The organism is Micromonospora sp. NPDC000207 (genome assembly GCF_040300925.1).
GTDB lineage: Bacteria > Actinomycetota > Actinomycetes > Mycobacteriales > Micromonosporaceae > Micromonospora.
In genome coordinates, this window is sequence record NZ_JBEPEQ010000077.1 from 1 (window position 1) to 22,843 (window position 22,843).

26 protein-coding genes are annotated in these 22,843 nt (G+C 72.2%); 9 read left to right on the top strand and 17 right to left on the bottom strand.

Translation table 11 applies throughout. From position 1 onward, the window contains the following. From ABT336_RS18810 to ABT336_RS18825, 4 genes are all read right to left on the bottom strand, one after another. Positions 1–256 (bottom strand): hypothetical protein (locus ABT336_RS18810; protein WP_350897905.1); only part of this gene is annotated, 256 nt, incomplete at its 3' end. 203 nt (positions 257–459) lie between these two features. After that, positions 460–888 carry a DUF2267 domain-containing protein gene (locus ABT336_RS18815; protein WP_350897906.1) on the bottom strand — a complete coding sequence of 143 codons (429 nt, stop codon included), beginning with the start codon at positions 886–888 and terminating at the stop codon, positions 460–462. Positions 889–1,053: 165 nt separating this feature from the next. Next, the gene (locus ABT336_RS18820; RefSeq protein ID WP_350897907.1) at positions 1,054–1,452 is read right to left on the bottom strand and encodes a TraR/DksA family transcriptional regulator; all 399 of its coding nucleotides are present in this window, start codon (positions 1,450–1,452) and stop codon (positions 1,054–1,056) included. Positions 1,453–1,630: 178 nt separating this feature from the next. Further along, positions 1,631–2,269: a nucleoside/nucleotide kinase family protein gene (locus tag ABT336_RS18825; RefSeq protein WP_350897908.1), complete on the bottom strand. Its 639-nt coding sequence runs from the start codon at positions 2,267–2,269 to the stop codon at positions 1,631–1,633. Here ABT336_RS18825 and ABT336_RS18830 point away from each other — a divergent pair. Next, complete coding sequence (locus tag ABT336_RS18830) at positions 2,268–2,423, top strand: hypothetical protein (protein WP_350897909.1); 156 nt, start codon at positions 2,268–2,270, stop codon at positions 2,421–2,423. The two genes, ABT336_RS18825 and ABT336_RS18830, sit on opposite strands and share 2 nt — an antisense overlap. Positions 2,424–2,429: 6 nt before the next feature. Here the strand turns inward: ABT336_RS18830 and ABT336_RS18835 are convergent, their stop codons facing one another. The 7 genes from ABT336_RS18835 to secA2 form a co-directional block, all read right to left on the bottom strand. After that, positions 2,430–2,930, bottom strand: coding sequence for a winged helix-turn-helix domain-containing protein (locus ABT336_RS18835; RefSeq protein WP_350897910.1), 501 nt, complete (start codon positions 2,928–2,930; stop codon positions 2,430–2,432). A 435-nt stretch (positions 2,931–3,365) separates the two neighbouring features. Beyond that, positions 3,366–3,941, bottom strand: coding sequence for a winged helix-turn-helix domain-containing protein (locus tag ABT336_RS18840; protein ID WP_350897911.1), 576 nt, complete (start codon positions 3,939–3,941; stop codon positions 3,366–3,368). A gap of 56 nt (positions 3,942–3,997) precedes the next feature. After that, complete coding sequence (locus ABT336_RS18845) at positions 3,998–4,489, bottom strand: rhodanese-like domain-containing protein (protein ID WP_350897912.1); 492 nt, start codon at positions 4,487–4,489, stop codon at positions 3,998–4,000. A 50-nt stretch (positions 4,490–4,539) separates the two neighbouring features. Then, entirely contained in the window at positions 4,540–5,001 is a 462-nt protein-coding gene (locus tag ABT336_RS18850) for a cysteine dioxygenase (protein WP_350897913.1), read from the bottom strand. Positions 5,002–5,166: 165 nt separating this feature from the next. After that, positions 5,167–5,664 (bottom strand): DUF2231 domain-containing protein, encoded by a 498-nt coding sequence (locus tag ABT336_RS18855; protein WP_350897914.1) that lies wholly within the window; start codon positions 5,662–5,664, stop codon positions 5,167–5,169. An 85-nt stretch (positions 5,665–5,749) separates the two neighbouring features. Beyond that, entirely contained in the window at positions 5,750–6,490 is a 741-nt protein-coding gene (locus ABT336_RS18860) for a GAF and ANTAR domain-containing protein (protein WP_350897915.1), read from the bottom strand. A 314-nt stretch (positions 6,491–6,804) separates the two neighbouring features. Next, positions 6,805–9,096 carry an accessory Sec system translocase SecA2 gene (gene secA2 / locus ABT336_RS18865; protein ID WP_350897916.1) on the bottom strand — a complete coding sequence of 764 codons (2,292 nt, stop codon included), beginning with the start codon at positions 9,094–9,096 and terminating at the stop codon, positions 6,805–6,807. Positions 9,097–9,323: 227 nt separating this feature from the next. On the opposite strand from secA2, the gene ABT336_RS18870 reads away from it, so the two are divergent. The 3 genes from ABT336_RS18870 to ctaD all read left to right on the top strand — a co-directional run bounded on the left by ABT336_RS18870 (position 9,324) and on the right by ctaD (position 12,794). Further along, positions 9,324–9,797 carry a DUF4383 domain-containing protein gene (locus tag ABT336_RS18870; RefSeq protein ID WP_350897917.1) on the top strand — a complete coding sequence of 158 codons (474 nt, stop codon included), beginning with the start codon at positions 9,324–9,326 and terminating at the stop codon, positions 9,795–9,797. Between the two features lie 169 nt (positions 9,798–9,966). Beyond that, entirely contained in the window at positions 9,967–10,695 is a 729-nt protein-coding gene (locus ABT336_RS18875) for an ATP-binding protein (protein ID WP_350897918.1), read from the top strand. 95 nt (positions 10,696–10,790) lie between these two features. Continuing rightward, positions 10,791–12,794 (top strand): aa3-type cytochrome oxidase subunit I, encoded by a 2,004-nt coding sequence (gene ctaD, locus ABT336_RS18880; protein ID WP_350897919.1) that lies wholly within the window; start codon positions 10,791–10,793, stop codon positions 12,792–12,794. A 117-nt stretch (positions 12,795–12,911) separates the two neighbouring features. Here ctaD and ABT336_RS18885 read toward each other — a convergent pair whose 3' ends face one another. The 3 genes from ABT336_RS18885 to ABT336_RS18895 form a co-directional block, all read right to left on the bottom strand. Continuing rightward, the gene (locus ABT336_RS18885) at positions 12,912–13,790 is read right to left on the bottom strand and encodes a SigB/SigF/SigG family RNA polymerase sigma factor (protein ID WP_350897920.1); all 879 of its coding nucleotides are present in this window, start codon (positions 13,788–13,790) and stop codon (positions 12,912–12,914) included. A gap of 300 nt (positions 13,791–14,090) precedes the next feature. After that, positions 14,091–15,524, bottom strand: a complete 1,434-nt coding sequence (locus ABT336_RS18890) for a hypothetical protein (RefSeq protein WP_350897933.1) — start codon at positions 15,522–15,524, stop codon at positions 14,091–14,093. A 161-nt stretch (positions 15,525–15,685) separates the two neighbouring features. Next, positions 15,686–16,804 (bottom strand): baeRF2 domain-containing protein, encoded by a 1,119-nt coding sequence (locus ABT336_RS18895; protein WP_350897921.1) that lies wholly within the window; start codon positions 16,802–16,804, stop codon positions 15,686–15,688. Positions 16,805–16,963: 159 nt separating this feature from the next. Here ABT336_RS18895 and ABT336_RS18900 point away from each other — a divergent pair, with 159 nt between their 5' ends. Further along, complete coding sequence (locus ABT336_RS18900; RefSeq protein ID WP_350897922.1) at positions 16,964–17,512, top strand: hypothetical protein; 549 nt, start codon at positions 16,964–16,966, stop codon at positions 17,510–17,512. 25 nt (positions 17,513–17,537) lie between these two features. On the opposite strand, the gene ABT336_RS18905 is transcribed toward ABT336_RS18900, so the two are convergent. Beyond that, positions 17,538–17,873, bottom strand: a complete 336-nt coding sequence (locus tag ABT336_RS18905) for a DUF3817 domain-containing protein (protein WP_350897934.1) — start codon at positions 17,871–17,873, stop codon at positions 17,538–17,540. 188 nt (positions 17,874–18,061) lie between these two features. On the opposite strand from ABT336_RS18905, the gene ABT336_RS18910 reads away from it, so the two are divergent. Together ABT336_RS18910 and ABT336_RS18915 are read left to right on the top strand one after the other, a co-directional pair. Further along, on the top strand, positions 18,062–19,540 hold the full coding sequence (locus ABT336_RS18910; RefSeq protein WP_350897923.1) for a glutamate-cysteine ligase family protein: 1,479 nt from the start codon (positions 18,062–18,064) through the stop codon (positions 19,538–19,540). A gap of 66 nt (positions 19,541–19,606) precedes the next feature. After that, positions 19,607–20,029: an SUKH-4 family immunity protein gene (locus ABT336_RS18915; protein WP_502891204.1), complete on the top strand. Its 423-nt coding sequence runs from the start codon at positions 19,607–19,609 to the stop codon at positions 20,027–20,029. 88 nt (positions 20,030–20,117) lie between these two features. Here the strand turns inward: ABT336_RS18915 and ABT336_RS18920 are convergent, their stop codons facing one another. Then, entirely contained in the window at positions 20,118–20,696 is a 579-nt protein-coding gene (locus ABT336_RS18920) for a hypothetical protein (protein WP_350897925.1), read from the bottom strand. 294 nt (positions 20,697–20,990) lie between these two features. Between ABT336_RS18920 and ABT336_RS18925 the strand changes: the two genes are divergently transcribed. Together ABT336_RS18925 and ABT336_RS18930 are read left to right on the top strand one after the other, a co-directional pair. After that, positions 20,991–21,758 carry a DUF5753 domain-containing protein gene (locus ABT336_RS18925; protein WP_350897926.1) on the top strand — a complete coding sequence of 256 codons (768 nt, stop codon included), beginning with the start codon at positions 20,991–20,993 and terminating at the stop codon, positions 21,756–21,758. Beyond that, positions 21,749–21,940, top strand: a complete 192-nt coding sequence (locus tag ABT336_RS18930; protein WP_350897927.1) for a DUF397 domain-containing protein — start codon at positions 21,749–21,751, stop codon at positions 21,938–21,940. The genes ABT336_RS18925 and ABT336_RS18930 overlap by 10 nt, the downstream gene beginning before the upstream one ends. An 82-nt stretch (positions 21,941–22,022) precedes the next feature. Here the strand turns inward: ABT336_RS18930 and ABT336_RS18935 are convergent, their stop codons facing one another. After that, entirely contained in the window at positions 22,023–22,784 is a 762-nt protein-coding gene (locus tag ABT336_RS18935; protein WP_350897928.1) for a class I SAM-dependent methyltransferase, read from the bottom strand. Positions 22,785–22,843: the final 59 nt, after the last annotated feature.

Below are 22,843 nucleotides of genomic sequence, written 5' to 3' on the forward strand. Positions count from 1 at the left end.
TAGTCGACCACCTGGCGAGAGCCACGCATGCGGCAAAGGGTACGCGGTTCGTCCCGGCGAGGCGACCGCCGTCACGACCCTCGGCACCGCCGTCCGCGCCACCGTCCTGCTGGCCGGGGCTCGCTCCGCCGTCGGCCGGACCCTCGGCACCGCCGTCCGCGCCACCGTCCTGGTGGCCCGGGGTCGCCCCGCCGTCGGCCGGACCCTCCAGGCCCCCGCCGGTGTTCGTGGTGATGTCGTCGTCGTTGAGTGCCATCGGTGCTCCCTCGGATGTGCCGCCCCGCTGGTACCGGGGGTTCGTCGTGCAGCGGGAGGTACCCCACGCGCGATCTTCTCTAACCCTGTTCACGGTAGATGCCCGGCGGCGCCGGCACTGCCGGTTCGCACACCACCGTCAGGCCGACCCCGCCGTCTCGCCGTCTCGCCGTCTCGCCGTCTCGCCGTCTCGCCGTCTCGCCGTCAGGGCATCATCCGGCTGAGGTCCTGCGGCATCGTCGCCTTCACGTCGTCCCACTCGCCCTGGGTGACGTGTCTGCGCAGCGCGTCGAGCACTACCTGGACCACCCGCTCCACGCCGCCGTCGACGTCGTACGGGAATCCCTGACGGACCTCGTAGAGGAAGTCGTCCCGGTTGAGCTTGACGGGCACGTTCTCCGGCTGCCACCCGTCGAAGTAGATCCCCCGGACCAGCACCGGCAGCTGCGCTGCGAACTCGGCGCTCTCCCGCACCGGCATCCGGTCCCGCAGCAGGTGCAGGACGGTCCGCAGGGCCGCGTACGACTGGTTGCGCCGGTCCTTCGGCCACCCGTACGCCTGCTCGATCTCCTTGAGGATCAGGTTGGTCTTGTCGAGCGAGGACTCGAACGCGGACAGCATCTGCTCGGCCATCTCTACACCCCCGTAGCTCGGTCGTCCCCCTGTCGTCCCCTGTCGGCGTGTGTCGTTCCCCGTCGGCGGCGTGTGTCGTTCCCCGTCGGCGGCGTGTGTCGTTCCCCGTCGGCGGGTCGGAGCGGACCCGGCGTGACGGACCCGCCCCGTCCCGGGCGGCCCCGCTCAGGCGGCCCGGCGCTCCCGGGTCTGCTTGCAGCCCACGCAGGAGGTGGCCGCCGGGAAGATCTCCAGCCGCTCGACCGGAATCGGGTCGGTGCACCCCTCGCAGTAGCCGTAGGTGCCCTCCGACAGGCGGGCCAGTGCGTGCTCGAACTGGGCCCGGCGGTCGAGGATGGTCCGCAGCAGCGACTGGGCGGTGTCCCGTTCGGCGGTCTTGGTGCCGCTGTCGGCCTGGTCGTCACCGGCGGTGTCCCCCACCTCGACCAGCCGCAGCACCTGGCTCTGCTGGACGGCCTGCTCGTACTCGGCAGAGAGGTCGTCGTAGCGGGCCTGGAGGGCGAGACGGATCTGGTCGACCTCGGCCTCGGGACGGGCCGTGCCGACGGTGTCGTGGACGAGCATCGCTGCCTGCCTTTCGTGCGCCCGGGTGGTTCCGGGCTCTGCGGGGCTCGCAACCCCGACGACGGTCGTGGTGGAAGACGCCGGCCACGAGGGTCCGACGTCGGTCCCGGCGCCGCCGTGATCATGCAGCGTCGGTGAGCCGGCCGAATACCCAGGCACCGGCGCGGCCAAACCCGGCTCAGCGAAGATTCGCCGGCTCCACGATGGCCGGACGGTCCGGGTGGTCGACCCGGACCACCACGTCGGCCAGGGACGCCGGGGCGACCTCCTGGGCGTAACGGGCGAACGCGGGCAGGGTCCAGTGGGCCGGTTCCGGGGTCCGGCGGGCCAGGGCTGCCGGGGAGAGTTCCAGGTGCACCGCGACGTCGAACGGCAGCCCACCCCCGAGCAGCAGTTCCCCGCTGACCAGGACGATCCCACCCGGCGGCAGGTCGAGGTACGCGCTGCGGCTCGCCCTGTCGGTGCGGGCGTCCCGGAGAGCCGGCAGGAGTCGGCCGGAGCCGTCGGGCCCGGCCGGGTCGAGCACCTCCCGGCGCAGTCCGGCCTCGTCGACCCAGGCGTCGTAGTAGGAGTCGGGGTTGGTCCGGCCGAACTCCAGGCGGACCGAGGCGGGGCGGAGGAAGTCGGCGGTGTGCACGTGCAGCACCGGGTGGCCCCGAGCCCGCAGCGGGTCGATCAGGGCGGCGGCCAACCGGCCCGGCTCGGCGGCCGGAGCACCGTCGAGGGCGACCCGCAGCCGCCCGGGTACCGTCACCGCGGTCAGCCTGTCGGTCAGCTCGACCACGAGCCGGTCGGGCGAGATCGGTCGTACGCGCATGACCACCATGGTGCCCGCCGACGGCCGGACGGATGCCGGGCCGGTGGTGGATCGGGCCGAGGCCGGGGCTGAGACCGAGACCGGGGCCGGTGGTGGATGGGGCGGGGCCGGTGGTGGGGTGGGGCGGGGCCGGTGGTGGGATGGGGCCGGGTGAGGGGTTTCAGCCGGTGCGGTCGATGGTGACCCGGGCGTCGTCGGCCAGCCGGTAGCCCACCCCGTAGACGGTGGTGACCAGGGGCACGTCGACGCCGACCTTGCCGCGCAGGCGACGGACGTGGACGTCGACGGTGCGGACTCCGGCGTGCTCGTAACCCCAGACGGCGTTGAGCAGCTGCAACCGGGTGAAGACCCGGCGGGGGTTGGCGACCAGGTGCAACAGCAGGTCGAACTCCAGGCGGGTCAGCGGGAGGGGTTCGCCGTCGCGGAGCACCGACCGGGACGAGGCAAGGATGTGCAGGGCCGGGACGGCCGGGGCGACCGGGCGGGATCCGGTCCGGCTGGCGGGGACCGGGTCGGAACGGCGCTCACCGGTACCGCCTCCGGCGCCGGTGGTGGTGACAGTGCACTCGCCGCACTCCACCAGCTCGCGGGCGGCCTCGATGAGCTTGCGAGCCGGCCCGGAGAGGGTCTCCTCACTGGCCAGTGGGATGGACAGGGTCACGGTGAGTACGGCAGCGGCTGAGCTACCCGGACGGCGTTGGCCGCCGGGAGGACGACCCGGGACCACGGGTTGGGACGAATGCCATCCGGCGCGCGGCGAGGCGGGGCTGACCGACATGGTCCTCCTTGGCTGGTCGGATACGTCTGCCCACGGCCCGAAACGCCGCTGCATCGATGCTTCCCGGCGCCCGTGCGAGGGTCAAGTGCCGACCGCGTTGCATGACTGTGACAAATGACAAACCCAACGGAGTCGACCGCTCGCTCTGCGTACGAGACCAGATGATTACAGCAGAGTCGTCAACATGTGCGAATTCGGGGGTCCTGCGACAGAGCGAGCCTCGATTCCAGCAGCTGGGATAGACGAACGACGACGGGCGTGTCCCCGCCGACGTCGTCGGCGGGGACACGCCCGTGGCGGGGCTGACCCCCGAACTCGTCACGCTCCGCGATCGATGGTGACCTGTGCCGCGTCCGAGAGGCGATACCCGACGCCGTGCACGGTGGTCACCAGCGGCACACCGATCTTGGCCCGCAGCCGTCGGATGTGTACGTCCACGGTGCGGGCCACGGCGTGTTCGTACCCCCACACGTTGCCGAGCAGCTGCAGACGGGTGAAGACCCGGCGGGGGTTCTCGCTGAGGAAGAGGAGCAGGTCGAACTCGATGCGGGTGAGCGACACCTCCTGCCCACCCAGGTAGACCGTCCGGGACCCGACCCTGATCTGCACGACCTCGGGGTCCGGGGCGACCGGCTCGGCCACGGCACGGACGAGGCGGGCGACGGGCACCGGCGGAGCGCCGGTCACCGCGACCGTCGGACCCGATGCCCCCTCCCCGGCCTCGGCCAACTCGCGGAGCAGGTCGAACAGGCGGGCCAGCCTCGGGGTCACCGGGCCGGGTTGCAGGTCGACGGTGATGGTCAGGGTCGAGGTCGACCCGGAGCGCGCCACCGGCGCCCGGTCGCTGCGGCGGCCCGGCGGGAACGGGCGCGGCGAGATGGCGACGACAGACATGGAGCCTCCTGGAGATGGCGGTGCCGGCCGACGCGCCCCGGGGTGCGGGGTGACGGTCAGCGCTGCGAGACGGAGCCGGCGGTCACCGGCGACACGACGGACGGAAGATGGTGGGGCGGGTTCGGCCCGAGTACGGGCAGCCCCGCGTTGCGCCAGGCCACGAAGCCGCCGACGACGTCGGTGGCGTGGCGCAGGCCGAGATCCTGGAGCGCGGCGGCGGCGAGGGAGGAGGTGTAGCCCTCGTGACAGAGGACCACCACCGTCAGGTCGTAGTCGACGACGAACGGCAGGCGCGCGCTGTGGCGCGGGTCGAACCGCCACTCCAGGACGTTGCGTTCCACGATCAGCGAGCCGGGTACGGTGCCGTGCGCGGCCCGCTGGGCGGCGGGGCGGATGTCGACGAGGACGGCACCCTTCCGATGGGCGAGGTGGGCCTGCTCGCACTCCAGCCGTCGCAACCGGGTGCGGGCCTCGGCGAGGATCTCGTCGATCCCCCGCGAGCCGGGGGGCGGTGGACAGGAGGTCGGTGCAGGGGATGTGGAGGCCATTGTCGGATCCTTTCCTGGCGGCTGACGGGATGCGACGGCGGGTACTGCGGTCACCACGCGACCCCCGCCTCGGTCACCTCGGCGATGCGCAGCCGCCCGTCGACGAGGTGGTATCGGGTCATCCGGTGCAGCGCGGGACGGTAGACGTGCACGCTCACCGCCGGCCGGTCGTCCCGGTTGGTCACCACGTGGACGTGCCGGGAGCCGAAGCGCCGACCGGTGCCGGCGGCGAGCCGGTGCGGACGCAGGGCTCCCCCGCTGACTGTCTCCTCGGTCAGCACCCCCGCGGCGACCAGGAAGGCGCCGGAGGACCCGCCGTGGTCGTGCAGGTCGGTGCCCTGTCCCGGCAGCCAACTCAGCGCCCACACCTCGTGGTCGTCGGCGACGGCGAGGCGGGCGTACCACCGCTGCAGCGGGTCGAAGCAGACCGGGGTCGACCAGGTGTGCGGCGCGTCGGCGTACCGGCGGGCGATGGTGAGCAGGTCGGGTTCGCGGCGGCGGATGGTGATCATGTCGGTCCTCGCGGGGCTGTTCCGGGCTTGCCCCACGAGCTTAAAGGGTTAAACCTATAGGGTTAGTAGGGAATACCACATGATGGGACGACCGACCGGGTGTCTCCGGTACGCCCCTCCCCCGCCGCCACGCAGGTCCGCAGGTCGGCAGCGACCCAGTCGGCGTCAGAGCCGGTGGGGGTTGAACTCCACAGTGGGGTCGGCCCCGCCCACCGGCTCGAAGAATCCCGCGTCGGACCGGACCGACTCGAACCGTCGGACCAGGCGGGAACCGAGCCACACCCCCACCGCACCGACGGCGAGCGCGACCAGTTCGACGGCGAACAGCACCCCGGACACGGTACGGTCCGGACCCGCCGCACGGACCAGGCAGACCAGCAGGAACAACCCCGCCATCGCGGCGTTGACCAGGTTGAACACGATCGCCGTCCGCCGGGTCCGGTCGCCGGGGGTGTCCCACAGGTCGACCATGCCGGCGACGGTGGCCAACGCGGCGGCGACCAACGCTGCCACACACGTCCAGTAGCCGACCTCGCCGAGGAACGCCGGCCCACCCACCATCGTGGCCAGGTCGAAGACGGTGGCGCTGACGAAGAGGCCGAACGGCAACGTCACCAGCATCGGTTGGATCGGTTGGCCGTGCACCCGCAGTCGGCTCTCCATCGGTCCCTCCCCAGGGGTCGCGTCCGGTCCCGACCTCTGGTGCTACCCGAGCGGCGCAGGGCGAAAACAGTGACGCCCGCCGGGGTCAGGTGTCGCGGGGGCGGGAGACCGTGGCCACCAGGCGTTCGGCGACCTGCCGCAGGGGGATGTCCAACGAGGAGGCCGCGCCGCGCAGCACCTCCAGCGCCTCGGGCGCGGGGCACCCCCGCTGGGTCATGATGATCCCGACGGCCTGCCCGATCACCCCGTCGGCGAGCTTCGCCGCGGCGACCTCGTGGGCCAGGGCGGCGTGCCGGGCCCGGTCACGGACCGCCGACAGCAGCAGGCCGGCGTGCTCGGCCAGCAACATCGCGGTCAGCTGACGCCGCGCGGTCAGGACCTGGGACGTGTCGGCGTACAGGTTCACCGCACCGATCACGTGGTCGTCGATGTCGACCGGAGCGGCGACCACGCCGAGCACCCCGAGTTCCCGGGCCCGCTCGGTCCACTGCGGCCAGCGCTGCTCGCCCGCGAGATCGGCGGACAGGACCATCTCCCGACGCCGGATGCCGGTCATCGCCGGGGTGTCCGGGCCGTACCGCAGGTCGTCGAGTTCGGCCAGTCGGTCGTCGGACGCGGCGATCCCGACCGGCTGACCGGCCCGCAGGGTGGTGAAGCCGCACCAGGTCACCCCGGGGATCGCGTCGCGGGCGATGCGGACCAGGCGCGTCAGCGCCTCGTCGAAGTCGGTGACGGAGATCAACCCGGCGGTCAGCTCACGCAGCAACGCCGCCGTCTCCAGCACTCCGAGATTCTCCTCGACCGGCTCCCGCGTGTTCAGGTTCACCGGCGCCGGGTCCTCAGCCTCGCCGTCACCGCGTCGTCTCCCCAGACTCCAGTCATGATCAACTCTCTATCCGCATTCACTTTTCCGACTCACCGGACCAGCACTACTACCCTCGCAGACATGGGCCGAAACGGCTGCAAAAGCGGCCCCAACGGGTCGGATCAGTCACGACGCGGCCCGGCCGGGACGACCTCGGCCCGCTACCCGACGGCCGTTCCCGGACGGGCGTCGACCTCGTGGGAGTCCGCGCCCGACCGGGGGCTCAGGCCGGTGGGCGGGCGCGACCCCGTGGGAGTCCGCGCCCGACCGGGGGCTCAGCGGGAGGCGCTGAGGCGACGACCGACCGAGGCGATGAGCCGGTCCAGCTCCGAGCCGAACGGGTTGTCGTGCACGAGGTACGTCCACGTGGCGCTCGGACGGACCAGCTTGGCCGCGTCCGGCTCCCAGTCCTCGTCGAACTCGGTCTCGGTGAAGGTGTCGATGGTGCGCCGCTCGATCTCGGGGATCAGGTCGTTGAAGGCCGGCACTGCGGCCCGGTGGAACTCGTCGAGCGGATCGAGGCGCCCCAGAGCCCGCAGGTGCACCCCCTCCCGGACCTCGTTGAGCTCGGCCAGGTGCTCGGCCCAGAGCCGGTCGAGGTGGTAGAGGGCGATCGAGCGGGCCACCCGGGCGAGCAGGTCCTCGTCCATCTCGCCGGCCTTGTCGGGCATCCGGTCCAGCAGCATCAGGGCCGCCACGTCGCTGGTGAGCAGCCGCTCCCGTCGTTCGGCGAGCGCCTTGCGCTGCTGCTCGATCACCACGCTGTACCGCCAGGTGTTGCGGTGGATCTCGTGGTTGACCCCCTCGGCGACCCGCTGGGCGTGCTCCACGGCGTAGTCGACCATCGAGTCGGTGACCAGACCGTCGGCGTTCATCCGGGGCGAGGCCGGGACGGTGTCCCCGGCGTGCCGGACGACCAGGTCGTCCTCCAGGCTGACGAAGAAGACCGACCCGCCCGGGTCGCCCTGTCGACCGGCCCGTCCCCGCAACTGGTCGTCGACCCGGCGGCTGTCGTGCCGGCCGCTGCCGATCAGGTACAGGCCGCCCAGCTCGGCCACCCGGTCCCGGTCGGCCTGGTCGCTGCCGCCGAGCCGGATGTCCACGCCTCGGCCGGCCATCTGGGTGGAGACGGTCACCGCGCCGTACGCACCGGCCTCGGCGATGATGGCCGCCTCGTCGTCGTCGTTCTTGGCGTTGAGGACCACGCTGGGCACCCCGGCGGACTCCAGGGCGGCGGCCAGCCCCTCCGACTCCTTGACGTCGAGGGTGCCGACCAGCACCGGGCGGCCACGCTCGTGGTGACGCTTGATCTCGTCGACGAGCGCCTCCTCCTTCTCCGCCCGGGTGGCGAAGATCCGGTTCGCCTCGTCCTCGCGGATGCAGGGGGTGTTCGGCGGGATCACCGCCACCTCCAGGGAGAAGAACTCCCGGAGCTGGTCGCCGACGAGCACCGCGGTCGCGGTCATCCCGCACAGCTTCGGGTACAACCCGACGAAGGCCTGGACCGCGATGGTGCCCAGCACCTCCCCCTCGGCGCTCGCGTCGAGCCCCTCCTTGGCCTCCACGGCGGCCTGGAGGCCGTCCGGCCACCGGCGGCGCTGCGCCACCCGCCCCCGCATCTCGTCGATCAGCTCCACCGACCCGTCGCGCACGATGTAGTCCACGTCGCGGTGCAGCAGGGCGTGCGCGTGCAGCGCCACGTTGACCGCCGAGAGCTGGGCGACGTTCTCCTCGGCGTACAGGTCGATGTCGCCGAGCTTGGCCTCCACGGCGGCCAGGCCGGCGCTGGTCAGCGCGGCACTGCGGCCGTCCTCGGCGACCGTGTAGTGCACCTGGTTGCGCAGCCCGCGCACCAGCGCGGCGGCGGCGTGCACCGGGTCCTGCTCGCCGGGGACCGCACCGGCCAGGACCATCGGCACCCGGGCCTCGTCGATCAGGATCGAGTCGGCCTCGTCCACGATCGCGGTCCGCAGCGGCGGCTGGACCCGGTCGTCGATGTCGGTGACGAGCTGGTCGCGGAGGAAGTCGAACCCGGCCTCGCTGACCGAGACGTACGTGACGTCCCGGTCGTACGCGTCGCGCCGCTCCTGCGGGGTGCTCGCCTCGTTGACCCAGCCGACGGTGAGGCCGAGCAGCCGGTACACCGGCTCCATCCACTGGGCGTCGCGACGGGCCAGGTAGTCGTTGACGGTGAGCACGTGCACGGGCCCGTTGCCGAGCCGGACGTGCCCGCTGGCGGCGATCGCGGCGGTGAGCGTCTTGCCCTCACCGGTGGCCATCTCGGCGACCTTCCCCGACAGCAGGGCCATCGCTCCGAGCAGCTGCACGTCGTACGGACGCTGGTCCAGTGCCCGTCGGGCCGCCTCCCGGCCGACTGCGCAGATCTCGACGTACCCGTCGGCGCGACCGGCGGCCTCGGTGAGTCCGGCGTCGTCGAGGTTGCTCAGCTTCTTCTCGCGCGCCTCGATCGCCGGCAGCAGCTTCTCCAGCGGCGCCAGGTCGACTGTCGTCCCCGGGCGCTGGAGGAACCGCTGGAACTTGGCCTTCAACCGTTGCGACACACCCATGGACCGCCGAGCCTCCCGAGACCGCGCGCCGGGTGGTGGGTTCGGCGCGACACACCCATGAGCCGCAACGGTACGCGACGGACGCGCAAAGTCACGCCCCGCCCGCCGACGGAACGTCTCCCGAACGGGCGACACCGCAGACCCGGGACGGGCGGGAGGGTTTCTCGGCACGGTCGAGGGGAACGCGCCCCGGCGACGACGCACCGGGCGGGGCCGAGGAGGGCACGATGACGGGGTCGACGGCGCGGGAGCCGGGCCGGGGTCAGCCGCCGCTGCGGCGGGTCGCCCAGGCGGTCGGGGTGGTCTTCCTGCTGGTCGGGTTGCTCGGCTTCGTGCCCGGGGTGACCACCGACATCGGTGCGCTCCGGTTCGCCGGGCACGAGTCCGACGCCCGGCTCCTCGGCGTCTTCCAGGTCTCGGTGCTGCACAACCTCGTCCACCTGCTCTTCGGGGTGGCCGGGCTGCTCCTGGCCCGTACCACGTCGGGAGCACGGACCTTCCTGGTCGGCGGGGGCGCGATCTACCTGGTGCTGTGGGTGTACGGGCTGGTCGTCGACCACGGCAGCACGGCGAACTTCATCCCGGTCAACACCGCCGACAACTGGCTGCACCTGGGTCTGGGGGTCGGGATGGTGCTGCTCGGCCTGCTGGTGCGGGGGGCCGCCCCACGGCACCGGGCCCGGGGCGGACGCCAGGGCTGAGCCGGGCCGCCCCACGGCACCCTGGAACGGACGCCAGGGTTGAGGCGGCCCGCCCCCGATCCCCGCCGACCAGGTTCCCGCCGGCGTGTCCGCCGTCGCGCCCGGGTCCGGTTTCGCACCCCGGAGGCAGGGGTAGATCGCAGGCCACACGAGTTGGAGGGGCGGGCCGATGCCGAGCCGGATCAGCGCCACGGTCGACGACCAGTCGCCGGTCACCGTCGTCCGGTTGCGCGGTGACCTCGACCTGGTGACCATGTGGTCGGTGCACGCGGTGCTGCAGCGTTGCGTCGCCGCGCAGCCCGACGCCCTCGTCGTCGACCTGGCCGAGACCCGGGTGACCGACCGGTCGGCGTTGTCGGTGTTCACGGCGATCTGCCGCCAGGCGGCCGACTGGCCGGTGGTGCCGACTGTGCTCTGCTCCCCACCGCCGTCGGCGGCGGACTGGCTGGCCGCCTCGACCGCCTGTCAGGTGGTCCCGGTACGCCCGGACGGGGCGGAGGTCGCCCGGATCGCCGACACCACCGCCGTCCCCCGGCTCCGGGTGCGGTTGGAGCCGGTGACCAGCGCCTGCCGACGGGCCCGGGACCTGGTGAGCGACGCCTGCGCCCGGTGGAACCTGCCGGAGTCGGCCGGGCCGGCCTCCCTGGTCCTCAGTGAGCTGGTCGGGAACGTGGTCCGGCACGCCGGCACCCCGATGCAGGTCACCCTGACCCTGCGCCGGCCGTACCTGCACGTCGCCGTCGCTGACGGGTCCCGTCGTGCGGCCCGCCCCGGTGGCCTGGACCTGCGGGCCGAGGGGGGCCGGGGCCTGTTGCTGGTACGCGAGCTGACCCAGCGGTGGGGCAGCGCCCCGGCCCGGGACGGCAAGGTCGTCTGGGCGATACTGCCCGCCACCTGACGATATAACCGAATTTCCACCTCTCTCCTGGTTTCATGGTCGGAGGGGCGGGTAGCCACGCCCGTCCCATCTGTCCGACCGACGGGGTGAGAGCGATGCCCAAGCGGGCAACCAAGGAACTCGGGCACGACCGGGGGCCCGCGATCCTGGCGCCGGCCCGCTTCGGTGGCTTCCCCGGCCCGGTCCGCCGGACCCTGCCCGGCAGCCAACTGGTCAAACTCCTGGCCACCACCGACGCCAAGCAGATCGGTCTGCTCTACCTGGGCACCTCGTTCGTGTTCTTCCTGATCGGCGGCATCCTGGCCCTGCTGATCCGGGCGGAGTTGGGCCAGCCCGGGTTGCAGCTGCTCTCCCCCGAGCAGTACAACCAGGCCTTCACCATGCACGGCACGATCATGCTGCTGCTCTTCGCCACCCCGCTGGTCTTCGCCTTCGGCAACTATCTCGTCCCGTTGCAGATCGGCGCCCCGGACGTGGCGTTCCCCCGCCTCAACGCGCTCGCGTACTGGCTCTACCTGTTCGGGGGGACCATCGCCACCGCCGGGTTCGTCACCCCCGGCGGGCCCGCCGACTTCGGGTGGTTCGCCTACACCCCGCTGAGCCTCGCCGAACACAGTCCCGGCGTCGGCGGCAACCTGTGGATCGTCGGCCTGGTCGTCTCCGGGCTGGGCACCATCCTCGGCGCGGTCAACCTGATCACCACCACCCTGACCCTGCGGGCCCCCGGCATGACCATGTTCCGGATGCCGATCTTCACCTGGAACCTGCTGCTCACCAGCGTCCTGGTGATCCTGGTCTTCCCCCTGCTGGCCGCCGCGCTGCTGGGGTTGGCCGCCGACCGGATCCTCGGCGCCGCGGTCTTCAGCCCGGACACCGGTGGTCCGATGCTCTGGCAGCACCTGTTCTGGTTCTTCGGCCACCCCGAGGTCTACATCGTCGCCCTGCCCTTCTTCGGGATCGTCACCGAGATCATCCCGGTCTTCGCCCGCAAGCCGATCTTCGGCTACACCGGCCTGGTGTTGGCCACCATCGCCATCACCGTGCTGTCGATGAGCGTCTGGGCGCACCACATGTTCGGCACCGGGCAGGTGCTCCTGCCGTTCTTCAGCTTCCTCAGCTACCTCATCGCCGTACCGACGGGGGTGAAGTTCTTCAACTGGCTCGGCACCATGTGGAAGGGGCAGATCACCTTCGAGACGCCGATGCTGTTCGCCATCGGGTTCCTGGTCACCTTCCTGCTCGGCGGGTTGACCGGGGTGCTGCTGGCCAGCCCGCCGGCGGACTTCCACGTCACCGACACGTACTTCGTGGTGGCGCACTTCCACTACGTCCTGTTCGGCACCATCGTCTTCGCCGCGTTCGGCGGGGTCTACTTCTGGTTCCCGAAGATGACCGGGCGGCTGCTCGACGAACGTCTCGGCAAGGCGCACTTCTGGACCATGTTCGTCGGGTTCCACGCCACCTTCCTGGTCCAGCACTGGCTCGGTGCCGAGGGGATGCCCCGCCGGTACGCCGACTACCTGGACACCGACGGCTTCACCACCCTGAACGTGATCTCCACGGTCGGGTCGTTCGTCCTCGGCCTCTCCACCCTGTTCTTCATGTACAACGTGTGGCGGTCCTGGCGGTACGGGGCTCTGGTCACCGTCGACGACCCCTGGGGGTTCGGCAACTCGCTGGAGTGGGCCACCACCTGCCCGCCCCCGCTGCGCAACTTCGACCGGATGCCCCGGATCCGCTCCGAGCGGCCCGCCTTCGACGCCAAGTACGGCCCCCTCGTCGCCGACCTCGGCCGGGACCTGCCACAACGGACCACCCGTCCGCCCCAGCGACTCAGCGAGGAGTTCCACCGCGAACCCCATCCGGCCGAGTCCCCGGCTACCGAGGGAGCGCACGGCGCCCGGGACGCCGAGGCATACCAGCCCGCCCCACAGTCCGGCGCCCGACCGGTGGAGGTGCCCGAGCCGGAGGACGTACGCCGACCCAGCTTCGAGCAGACCGACGAGCCGGAGACGGGAGCGCTCGGCGCCGAACGGGACCCTCAGCCCAACGAGCGCTGGCGGCATCCGCACAGCCGGGGCGACGGCACCGAACACTGACTGACGCGACCCCCGGGCCGACCCGCGTGCGGGTCGGCCCGGGGGTCGCACCGGAGACGACGGGGACCCGGCTCCGTCTCCGGGCGAGCCGGAGACGGAGCCGGAGGCGGACAACTCCTACCGCTCGGGGACCGGTGACTTCACGGTCGCGGGGCGGGCCGGCTCGGTCTCGGCGGCACCGGTCTGCCACGGCGGCGGGGTGTCGGCGAGCATCGCCTGACGCAACCAGGTCAGCGCCCGCGACAGCAGCCGGGACACGTGCATCTGCGAGATGCCGAACCGGGCCGCGATCTCGGCCTGGGTCTGGTTGCCGTAGAACCGCATCGCCAGGATCCGTCGCTCCCGCCAGGGCAGCCGGTGCAGCAGGCCGCTGACGGTGACCCGGTCGTCGACAGATTCCAGGGCGTTGTCCGACTCCCCGACCAGGTCACCGAACTCGGCCGAACTCTCCCCGCCGACGGGGGCGTTGAGTGAGGCCGGGCTGTACCCGGCGGCGGACTCCAGGGCGGCGAGGATCTCCTCCTCGGGGGTCTCCAGCCGCTCCGACAGCTCGGCCACGCTGGGGGCCCGGGACAGCTCACTGGTCAGCGCGGCGGTGGCCTGACCGACCTCGAGGATCAGGTCCCGCAGTCGGCGGGGCACGTGCACCCCCCAGGTCCGGTCCCGGAAGTGCCGCTTGATCTCACCGACGATGGTGATGGCCGCGTACGCGGTGAACGACCCCCGTTCCGGGTCGTACCTGTCGACGGCGTTGACCAGCCCCAACCGGGCCACCTGTTCCAGGTCCTCCAGGGGTTCGCCGCGCCCCCGGTACCGTCTGGCCAGCCGACCGGCGAAGGGCAGCGCGAAGCGGACCAGATCGTCGCGGGCCTCCTGCCGCCGCTCCGGTGGCACCCCCTCGATCCGGGCCGCGTACGCCATGGCGGCGGCGTCCAGATCCTCCAGGCCGCGATCGGTGGTCGGCGGTGGTGTGGTCGTGCCGGTCTGTCCGAACATCCGCGCCTCCCTCAGGAAGGTCCCCGCCCGGATGGGAACCGCTGTCGCGCATGGTGAAGCCACGCACCGGGCTGGAGAGTGGGTCACGTGGCTGGAATCCGTAGCCGGAACACGGTGCCGCTGACGGCACCGGCCAGGACGACGCCCGGCACCCCCGTGGGCGCCTCCGGGCCGTCGCGGCCTGCGGTGTTCCCGCTCCGTAGGTACTCAATCACGAGACGTGAGATCGCGAGGATGATTCGACAGGTTGGGTCCGGACGGTCGGCCGGGGCCCCTCGTCCGGGTCCGGCGACGTCGGGTTCAGCAGACTGTCAGGCCCTGTCGGGCCCCGTCGTCACGCAGGGCGGCGAGCGCCACGTCGACTGTCAGGGGCGGCGGGGTCGGCAGGTCGTACGGCTGGGCCCGCAGCACCTCGGTGGCCCGGCGGGTGGGGACCGCAGTCACCGGGTAGCCGCGTACGCAGGTGCGGTCCATGGCCCGGCGGCGTCGGCCGAACCCGGCGACGGCCAACCACTGGGGCAGCCCGGCCAGGGCCGGGGAGCGGACACCGGGCGGGTCGGGAAGCACGTCGACCGAGCTGAACGGTTCGCTGCCGGCCAACCACCACTCCACGCCGGTGACCGACCGGCGGGTGGCGTTCTCGCACCAGTACGGCACCAGTCCGGCGCGCAGGACCTGCCACGGGTCGAGCAGCCGTCCGCACTCCACCACCAGCCGGTTGCCGCTCTTGCCCGCCTCCCGCAGCCACCGTCGGTAGAGGTCGGCCACCGTCGCGCTGAGCGCCTCGGGGCGTGGGACGAACACCTGGTGCAGGGGATGGTCCCGCCGGGCGGCCCACTGCCGGGCACTGCCCTCGAAACCGGACTCCACGCCGTGTTCGGCGGTCGCCTGCGCGCAGGTCACCTCGGGCGGGTCCCAGCGGGAGTCGTCGCCCCCGGCGGCGCGCAGCACCTGCCGTAGGGCGTGACTGTCGGGGTGGAAGTCGACGGGGTCCAGCCCGCTGGGCGGGCAGCCGATCTGGAAGGTGTGGTCCGGGCCGACGTCCACCACCGGCCAGGTCCGGCCGTCGGCGAGCAGCAGCACCGCCGCCTTCGGTTCGAGGTGGTCGGTGAGGAATCTGCGGTACGCCCCGGGCAGGTGCCGCCACCGCACCGTCAGCGACACCGTCTGCCCGGCGGCGGTCCCCCGGCTGGCCGGGCAGTGCACCTGCCGGACGTGGACGTCGGCGTTGCCCCCGAGCAGCCTGGCGCTGAGCGCGCTGCCGTGGGACAGGGCGTGGTGGGGGCGGTCCACCTCGCCCCCGGGCCACTGCGCGTTCACCTCGAAGGCGGTGGGCAGCCAGGGCACCCCGAGGGCGACGGCCAGGTGCATCGCTGCCCCGTGCGGTGAGCCGAGGAGGACGCCGGGGTAGCGGCGGCGGGGGTACTGGTCGGTGAGCCATCGGGCCACCTGGTCGGTGTCGACCTCGGCGAGGTGTGCGGGCTTGAGCGCCGACCGTCCGGCGGCCCGGGCCACAGCGGTACGCCGTACCGCCTCGGGTGCGGCGGAGATCCGGGCGAGGGTGGCCGGTTGTCCCAGGTCCGCGCAGTCGGTGTTGCGCAGCGCGCGGGCGGTCGCCGCCACCAGCAGCCGGGCCAGGCTGCCCGTCGACACGACGCGCTCGCAGGTCAGGCCACCGCCCGACAGCCCCGCCGGCCCCTGGCGTACCGGCTCCACCTTGCCTCGTTCGCTCACCACGGGCCCCGGCTTCCCACCCGCATGCGGTTCAAACAGGGCATAGGCCACGGGTCGGAGCAATCGGGACGGCGAGCCGATCAGGGACCGGATTTCGGCGGTACACGACGGGTGGGCGCACCCTTTCGGTGCGCCCACCCGGTGCCTCTCGACGGCCCCGATCAGCCTCCGGTACGACCCGGCGTGCCTTCGTCGACGTAGCGCAGCACCGCGCCGACGCCGTCGGGCAGGTCGGGTGCCTCCTGCGGGGCGAGGACGGTCACCGTCGCGTCGGTTCCTGCCAACGCCCGTACTAGGGCGGCGTCGGCACGGACCTGGCGCGCCTCGCCGCCGCCGGTCAGACTCGCCGGGTCGGTGGCGATGTCGGTGGGCTCCGGGCCGATCCAGAGCCGACCGGTGGCCGACGGGTCGTCGACGATCACCATCGTGTCGACCTGGTTGCGTTGCAGGGCGGCCACCACGGCGTCCAATCCCGCTCCGACGTCCTCCTGGGTGCCGAACCGGTCCAGGGTGGCGTCGACCCGGGCCTGCGCCGCCTCGGCGATGACCTGCACCGTCACGTCGTCCATCGCGGCCGGGTCGGCCCCCGCCGCCCGGGATCCGGCGTCGGTGCGGACCACCATGTCCTGCCACCGGCGGGGCAGCTGGGCGGCGATGGCCCCGGTGGCCCGGATGTCCCCGGCGAGCACCAGGACCTCCGCGTCGACCCGTTCGGCCAGGTCGGCCGCCACGGCGGCGGTGTCCCCGGCGTTGTGGTGCCGGGCCTCGTCGGCGGCGCGCTGGTACCGCGACTGGGACCAGCCGCCCGGCTGGGACCGCCGCAGCGGGTACGTCGTGCCGCCCCGGACCCGGGCGCGACGCGGCATCTCCCCGGCGTCGGCCGCGACGGCGTCGGCACCGGTGCGGTCGGCCAGGATCCGCACCCAGGAGATCTGTTCGCCGCGTTGGGCGACCAGGGGCATGGTGTGCGGGAGGTCCGCCACGGCGGCGATGTCGCGCAGCGGCGGCGCGGAGAGGTACTCGGAGAGCACCACCCGCCCCCCGGTGGCGAACACGGCGATGCCGTAGTCACCGGCCATCGGGGTGTGGCCCCGCACCACCTGGTCGACGGCGTCGACGGTGGCCTCGTCCGCCCCCTGGGCGGTCAGTTCGCCTCGCAGGGCCCGCCAGCGCAGGTCCAGCGCGGGGCGGGAATCCTCGGTGTCCCGGGAGGCGTCCAGGTAGACCGAGCACCACGGTCCGGGACGGTCGTACAGCGGGCGCAGGAAGGACAGCTCCATGCTCGACCCCTTTCCAGCTCGGGCCCTGCGCTTACCCGTACCGATGGGGATGTCACCCTCGCCGCCGCGAAGATGACTCGCGTTCGGTCCTGTCGTTCACGCACGAACACCGATACGATCGGTACCGGGAACCGGACTCTGGGTGGCGAACGACTCTCGGTGGTGCACATGGACAGCGACCTCGGCTACCGGCGGGTTCCCCGCCCAACGGGGCGGATCTTCACCGGTCGGGTGGTCCGCCTGATGGACGGTTACACCCGGGAACTGAAGATCGGGCAGCCGGTCCTGGTCGCCGTGGTGACCGCCGCCGGCGTGATGGGTCTGCTGGTCCTGGCCATCCGGTCGATGCTCTCCAACGCCGCCGGAGGGGGCAGCCGGCGCAGCTGGAAGGAGCTGCGCAAGGGCCCGGAATACCTGGTCACACCGCTACGCCTACGCGACCGGGACGACCGCCTCTTCGAGGTGGAGCTGCACGGACACCTGGCCCAGAGCGCCCTGCATCCGGCGGACTGGGTGCAGATCACCCTCCGACCGCAGGATCCGGACCTGCCGCCCCGGGTCGAGCAGATCGTCAACCTGACCACCGGGCAGCTGCTGCGGCCACGGCACGCCACCCTCTGGTCCCACCTCGGTCCGCCCCTGGTGCTCCAGGCGATCCTGGGCCTCCTGCTGATCCTGGCGATCGCCGCCCTGATCGTGCTCTTCTGAGGCCGGCGACAGGGGTGACCCGTGCTCAGCCGACCGGGGCGGGCGCCCGGTCCCGGGCGTCGGCTGCGGAGGCGTCGAGCATGCCGCGACGGGCAGCCCACCGCTCGAAGACGATGGTGGCGAACGGTGGAACCGCACAGACCAGGGCGACCCCGGTGGCCACCAGGCTCCACCGGTGCAGCCGCGCCACCGCCAGGACCATGATCCCGTACGCCACGAAGAGCGCCCCGTGGATCGGTCCGAAGATCTGCACCCCGAGTTCGTTGCCGGGCGGGCCGTACTTGACAGCCATCCCGATCAGCAGCCCCAGCCAGGAACCCGCCTCGGCGATCGCCGCCACCACGAACAACCGGGTCACCATCTCGCGCTTCGTCACACGCCCACCTCCTGCGGGGGCAATGCTAGACAGGTCGACGGGGCGACCGGCGCACCGGCCCGCCGTAAGAGGAGCAGAATCACCGCACCGTGGGTAAGGGAGAGCAGACGTTCGGTCCACCCCGACCGCCGACCCGGCGACACGGGTGAACCATCGGCGACAGGGTGGTGACGATGGGCGAGGATGTCGGGGTCCAGACGTTCGGTCGCGCGGACCGGGCCCGCTACCGGGACAAGGTCCGGCGGTGTCTCGACGTCCTCGGCGAGATGCTCCGGGAGTCCCGGTTCGACACCGACCGTCCGATGACCGGGCTGGAGATCGAGCTGAACCTGGTCGACACCGGGTCCCTGCCGGCGATGCGCAACGCCGAGGTGCTCGCCGCTATCGCCGACCCGAGCTTCCAGACCGAACTGGGCCAGTTCAACGTGGAGATCAACGTCCCGCCCCGGCGGCTCGTCGGGACCGCCACCGCCGACGTGGAGGCCGACGTCCGGGCCAGCCTCAACGCCGCCGACGTGAAGGCCCGGGACCTCGACACCCACCTGGTGATGATCGGGATCCTGCCCACCCTCCGCCCGGAGCACCTCACCGCCGGGACCCTGTCGGCCAACCCCCGCTACCGGCAGCTCAACGAACAGATCTTCGCCGCGCGGGGCGAGGACCTGCCCATCTCGATCGCCGGGGTCGAGCGCCTGGCGGTCACCGCCGACACCATCACCCCCGAGGCCGCCTGCACCAGCACCCAGTTCCACCTCCAGGTCAGCCCCGCCCAGTTCGCCGACTACTGGAACGCCGCGCAGGTCGTCGCCGGATTCCAGGTGGCGCTCGGGGCGAACTCCCCGCTGCTGTTCGGCCGGGAGCTGTGGCGGGAGACCCGTATCCCCCTGTTCCAGCAGGCCACCGACACCCGGGCCGAGGAGATCAAAGCCCAGGGGGTACGCCCCCGGGTGTGGTTCGGGGAACGGTGGATCGCCAGCGTCTTCGACCTGTTCGAGGAGAACGTCCGCTACTTCCCTGCCCTCCTGCCGGTCTGCGACCCGCAGGACCCGGTGGCGACCCTGGCCGGTGGGGACGTGCCGAACCTGGCCGAGCTGCGGCTGCACAACGGGACCGTCTACCGGTGGAACCGCCCGGTGTACGACGTGTGGCACGGCCGCCCGCACCTGCGGGTGGAGAACCGGGTCCTGCCCGCCGGTCCCACGGTCCTGGACACCGTCGCCAACGGCGCGTTCTACTTCGGGCTGGTCCGCGCCCTGGCCGAGTCGGACCGTCCGCTGTGGTCGCAGATGTCGTTCAGCGCCGCCGAGGAGAACTTCCTGTCCTGCGCCCGGTACGGCATCGACGCCCCGGTCTTCTGGCCCGGGCTGGGCTACCTTCCGGTGACCGAGCTGACGCTGCGCCGCCTGCTGCCGATGGCCCACCACGGCCTGGACCGGTGGGGCCTCGACCCGGCCGAACGCGACAGGTTGCTCGGCGTCGTCGAGCAGCGCTGCCTGACCGGCCGCAACGGAGCCACCTGGCAGGTGGAGACCCTGCACCGGTTGGAGTCCGCCGACCACCTGGACCGCCCGGCGGCCCTACGCGAGGTGGTCCGCCACTACGTCGACCTGATGCACACCAACCGACCGGTGCACGAGTGGCCGATCCCCTGAGCCCCCCTCGGACCGGCCGCCTCCCGGGTGACGGACCGGTGTGGACACACGACTAGAGTGCCTCGCGTGGCGACCGACACCGCAGCGATCGACTCCGCGCTGACCCTGCTCCGCGAGACCGGTGACACCCTCCCCTACCCGGGCACCTGGTTGTCCGCACCCCGGGTCGAGGCGACCGGCACCGTCCTGGCCGTCGACGAGGGGCTGTCCCGGCTGGTCGTCGACGCCGAGACCGGGTCCGTGCACCTGGTCGACGACGAGGGGGCCGAGCTGGTCAACTCCAGCCTGGCCGCGTTCGTCGCCTGCGCCGAGGCGTACCGCGCCGCTCAGGTGACCGCCGGGGCGGTCGACGAGGAGGCCGACGAGGAGTTGGAGGCGCTCGGCGAGCAGCTCACCGACAGGTTCCGGGAGATCGACCCACCGGCGGTGGCGGACGAGAACACCCTCTGGGCGATCGCCGCCGAGGAGCTCGGCTACGGGATGGTCTGACCCGTACCGTGGCCCGCCCCCGGGCGTCGCGACGGCGGGGGACCGAACGACGCCGCACCGGGGACGGGCGGTCACGGAGATGCGCGGGTCAGGTCTCGGCGGATTCGGGTCTCGTTCGCGCCCAGGCCAGGAACCGGCGGTCGAGCTCGTCCGAGCTGGGACGCTGTCCTATCTGGTACATCTGGTCCCCGGCGTGGGCGAGCATCGCGCCGAGGTGGACCAGCAGCGCCGGCCGGGCGTCGGCGAACTCGTGCACGAGTGAGCGCCGAGCGGGTTCACAGGGCCACGGCTCGCGGCAGGCAGCGCACTGCCAGAGCGGTCGCATCGGGACGTGTGCCGTGCGGGGTGGGTCCGGGACCGGTGTCCGCGACCGGAGCAGGTCGAGTGTGATCCTGCGGAGTTCGGTGTCGGAGAGGGCCACGGGGAACAGGAACCGGCGGACCACCTCGAACGGCGGGAGGTGGCGCAGGTCCCGCAGCGCGCGGTGCGCCATGTAGATCAGCGCGCCGAGCCGCTGCGCCGTCGTCCCGGCCTCGCGGTACGTCGGGCACGGCCACGGTAGGGCGCAGTACTCGCAGTCCCAGAGTGGCCCGTACCCGATGTGCAGTACCGCGCCGTCGAGCGGTGCCGGGGTCGTCACCGCGATCGCCCCCGGTTTGCGCGCCACGCCTGTGCGGGGGTGAGGTTCCCGGCGGTTCCGGGGCGGACGACCGGGAAGACGGCCGTACGCTCGTTCGCCCAGTCCGTGACGACCGGCGTACGCGGGCGGACGGGATGCCGTTGCTGGTCGGACTGTCGGCGTCTGCCTCGGCGACCGAAGCGCATGGTGGGTTCCTCTCGTGTCCGTGGTGGTCGATCGGGAGCCGTGCTGCCCTGGAACCACTGTGCAGCCCCGTGAGCAGACAGTCACACCGCGTTAGGTAAGATTGATGCACGTCGTCAACGTCGCGGGAGGTCATCTATGAACCATGCGCTGATCGAGGCCATGACACAGGGCGGGGAGACATCCGAAAGCCTCGCGTCACAGGTCGGGGTCGACCCCAAGTCCGTCCAGCGGTGGGTCAACCCGGGTGTCGTCCCGCACCCCCGACACCGGTCGACGGCCGCGCGGGTGCTCGGTCGGGACGTCGGCGAACTGTGGCCGAGCACGGTGCGCCGTCGCGAACCGGCGTGGTTCCGGCGGTGGGCGGACGTCGAACGCGAGGCGCTGTCCCTACGGTCGTTCCAACTCGCATGGATTCCGGGTCTGTTGCAGACCGAGGCGTACGCGCGAGCCACCCTCGCGGGCGAGGGACTGAGCGCTGCCGAGGTCGACGACCTGGTCACCGCGCGGATCGACAGGCAGGCGCTCCTGCGTCGGGACCGGCCGCCGCTGGTGGTCGCGGTCATCGACGAGATGGTGGTCCGCCGGACGCTCGGCAACGACCGGGCGATGATGCGTGAGCAGTGCGCGCACCTCGCACGGTGCGCCGAGATGCCGTCGGTGCAGGTCCACGTGGTGCCGGTGGGGACGGGGATCTACCCCGGACTGGGCGGGCCGTTCATCCTCGCCGACATGCCGGACGGCGGGCGACTCGCCCACGTCGATGGGCAGTCGCAGGCGACCATCATCGACCAGCCGACGGAAGTTGCTACCCTCGATCGCAGGTGGGCGCGGATAAGCGGAGAGGCGCTGACCCGAGCGCAGTCCCTGGCCCTGATCACGGAAGCGGCAGACTCATGGACATGACCGGCGCGCAGTGGCGTAAGAGCAGCAAGAGCGGCAACAACGGCGGCGATTGCATCGAGGTCGCCGACAACCTCGCGGGCGTCGTGCTCGTCCGCGACACCAAGGACCGCGCCGGTGCAACCCTGACCTTCGACCCGGCCGCCTGGCGGGCGTTCGTCGGCATGGCGGCGGCACGTCGCTGACTGACGAGAGCGCCCCCGGTCTCGCGGCCGGGGGCGCTTCTCCGTGTGTCGGTCGGAACAGGACTCGTCACAGGCGTCGGGTCTACTCCGTGGGTGCGAGGCGGTAGACCGAGACGTGGCTGCGGCATTCGGCGGTGAACTCGCCGCCGGTCCAGTCGGCGTGCCGGCTCTCCAGCTCGAATCCGGCCAGCTGTCCCATCAGGTCCAGCTCCGTCGGCCAGATGTAGCGGTGGGGGCTGCGGAACAGCGACGCCTGTCGACTGTCGTCGAACCGGAAGTGGTGCGACACGACGATCTGCCGTAGCGGGTCGTAGGTGTCCAGTCCGATGTAGCCGGGCTCGCTCGACCAGACCGTCGCCTGCTGACCCGGTGGGAGTTTCCGCAGCTCGGGCACCCACAGCTCGATCACGAACCGGCCGCCGGGGGCGAGGTGCCGGGCCGCGTTGCGGAAGCAGGCCACCTGCTCGGCCTGGGTCAACAGGTTGGAGATGGTGTTGTAGACCAGGTAGACCAGGGAGAACTCGCCCGGCGCGGTGGCGGTGGCCATGTCCCCGACCACCACCGGGATCCTCGACTCGTCGGCCTTCTCGCGCAGCTGCGCGATCATCGGCTCGGAGAGTTCGATCCCGGTCACCGGCACCCCGGCCTCGGCCAGTGGCAGCGCCACCCGACCGGTCCCGACCGCGAACTCCAACGCCGCCCCGCCGTCGGCGAGCGCGGCGAGGCGGTCGACGGTCGGACCGAGGACCTCGGGGGCGAACATGCCCGTTCCGGGGGTGTCGTAGTCGCGGGCGGTGTCGGCGTTCCAGATCTCGTCCTGCCTCATGTCACGAACGTCGTGCATCGGGCTCCTCGGGTCGAACGGATTCATCTCGGATACCGGCCCCCGCGCCGACGCGTCCA

Excerpts from the sequence above, each read along its gene's own strand:
- ABT336_RS18815 (WP_350897906.1), bottom strand. The coding sequence starts at position 888 with ATGGCCGAGCAGATGCTGTCCGCGTTCGAGTCCTCGCTCGACAAGACC.
- ABT336_RS18820 (WP_350897907.1), bottom strand. The coding sequence starts at position 1,452 with ATGCTCGTCCACGACACCGTCGGCACGGCCCGTCCCGAGGCCGAGGTC.
- ABT336_RS18830 (WP_350897909.1), top strand. The coding sequence starts at position 2,268 with ATGACCACCATGGTGCCCGCCGACGGCCGGACGGATGCCGGGCCGGTG.
- ABT336_RS18825 (WP_350897908.1), bottom strand. The coding sequence starts at position 2,269 with ATGCGCGTACGACCGATCTCGCCCGACCGGCTCGTGGTCGAGCTGACC.
- ABT336_RS18840 (WP_350897911.1), bottom strand. The coding sequence starts at position 3,941 with ATGTCTGTCGTCGCCATCTCGCCGCGCCCGTTCCCGCCGGGCCGCCGC.
- ABT336_RS18845 (WP_350897912.1), bottom strand. The coding sequence starts at position 4,489 with ATGGCCTCCACATCCCCTGCACCGACCTCCTGTCCACCGCCCCCCGGC.
- ABT336_RS18850 (WP_350897913.1), bottom strand. The coding sequence starts at position 5,001 with ATGATCACCATCCGCCGCCGCGAACCCGACCTGCTCACCATCGCCCGC.
- ABT336_RS18855 (WP_350897914.1), bottom strand. The coding sequence starts at position 5,664 with ATGGAGAGCCGACTGCGGGTGCACGGCCAACCGATCCAACCGATGCTG.
- secA2 (WP_350897916.1), bottom strand. The coding sequence starts at position 9,096 with ATGGGTGTGTCGCAACGGTTGAAGGCCAAGTTCCAGCGGTTCCTCCAG.
- ABT336_RS18870 (WP_350897917.1), top strand. The coding sequence starts at position 9,324 with ATGACGGGGTCGACGGCGCGGGAGCCGGGCCGGGGTCAGCCGCCGCTG.
- ABT336_RS18875 (WP_350897918.1), top strand. The coding sequence starts at position 9,967 with ATGCCGAGCCGGATCAGCGCCACGGTCGACGACCAGTCGCCGGTCACC.
- ctaD (WP_350897919.1), top strand. The coding sequence starts at position 10,791 with ATGCCCAAGCGGGCAACCAAGGAACTCGGGCACGACCGGGGGCCCGCG.
- ABT336_RS18885 (WP_350897920.1), bottom strand. The coding sequence starts at position 13,790 with ATGTTCGGACAGACCGGCACGACCACACCACCGCCGACCACCGATCGC.
- ABT336_RS18895 (WP_350897921.1), bottom strand. The coding sequence starts at position 16,804 with ATGGAGCTGTCCTTCCTGCGCCCGCTGTACGACCGTCCCGGACCGTGG.
- ABT336_RS18905 (WP_350897934.1), bottom strand. The coding sequence starts at position 17,873 with ATGGTGACCCGGTTGTTCGTGGTGGCGGCGATCGCCGAGGCGGGTTCC.
- ABT336_RS18910 (WP_350897923.1), top strand. The coding sequence starts at position 18,062 with ATGGGCGAGGATGTCGGGGTCCAGACGTTCGGTCGCGCGGACCGGGCC.
- ABT336_RS18925 (WP_350897926.1), top strand. The coding sequence starts at position 20,991 with ATGAACCATGCGCTGATCGAGGCCATGACACAGGGCGGGGAGACATCC.
- ABT336_RS18930 (WP_350897927.1), top strand. The coding sequence starts at position 21,749 with ATGGACATGACCGGCGCGCAGTGGCGTAAGAGCAGCAAGAGCGGCAAC.
- ABT336_RS18935 (WP_350897928.1), bottom strand. The coding sequence starts at position 22,784 with ATGCACGACGTTCGTGACATGAGGCAGGACGAGATCTGGAACGCCGAC.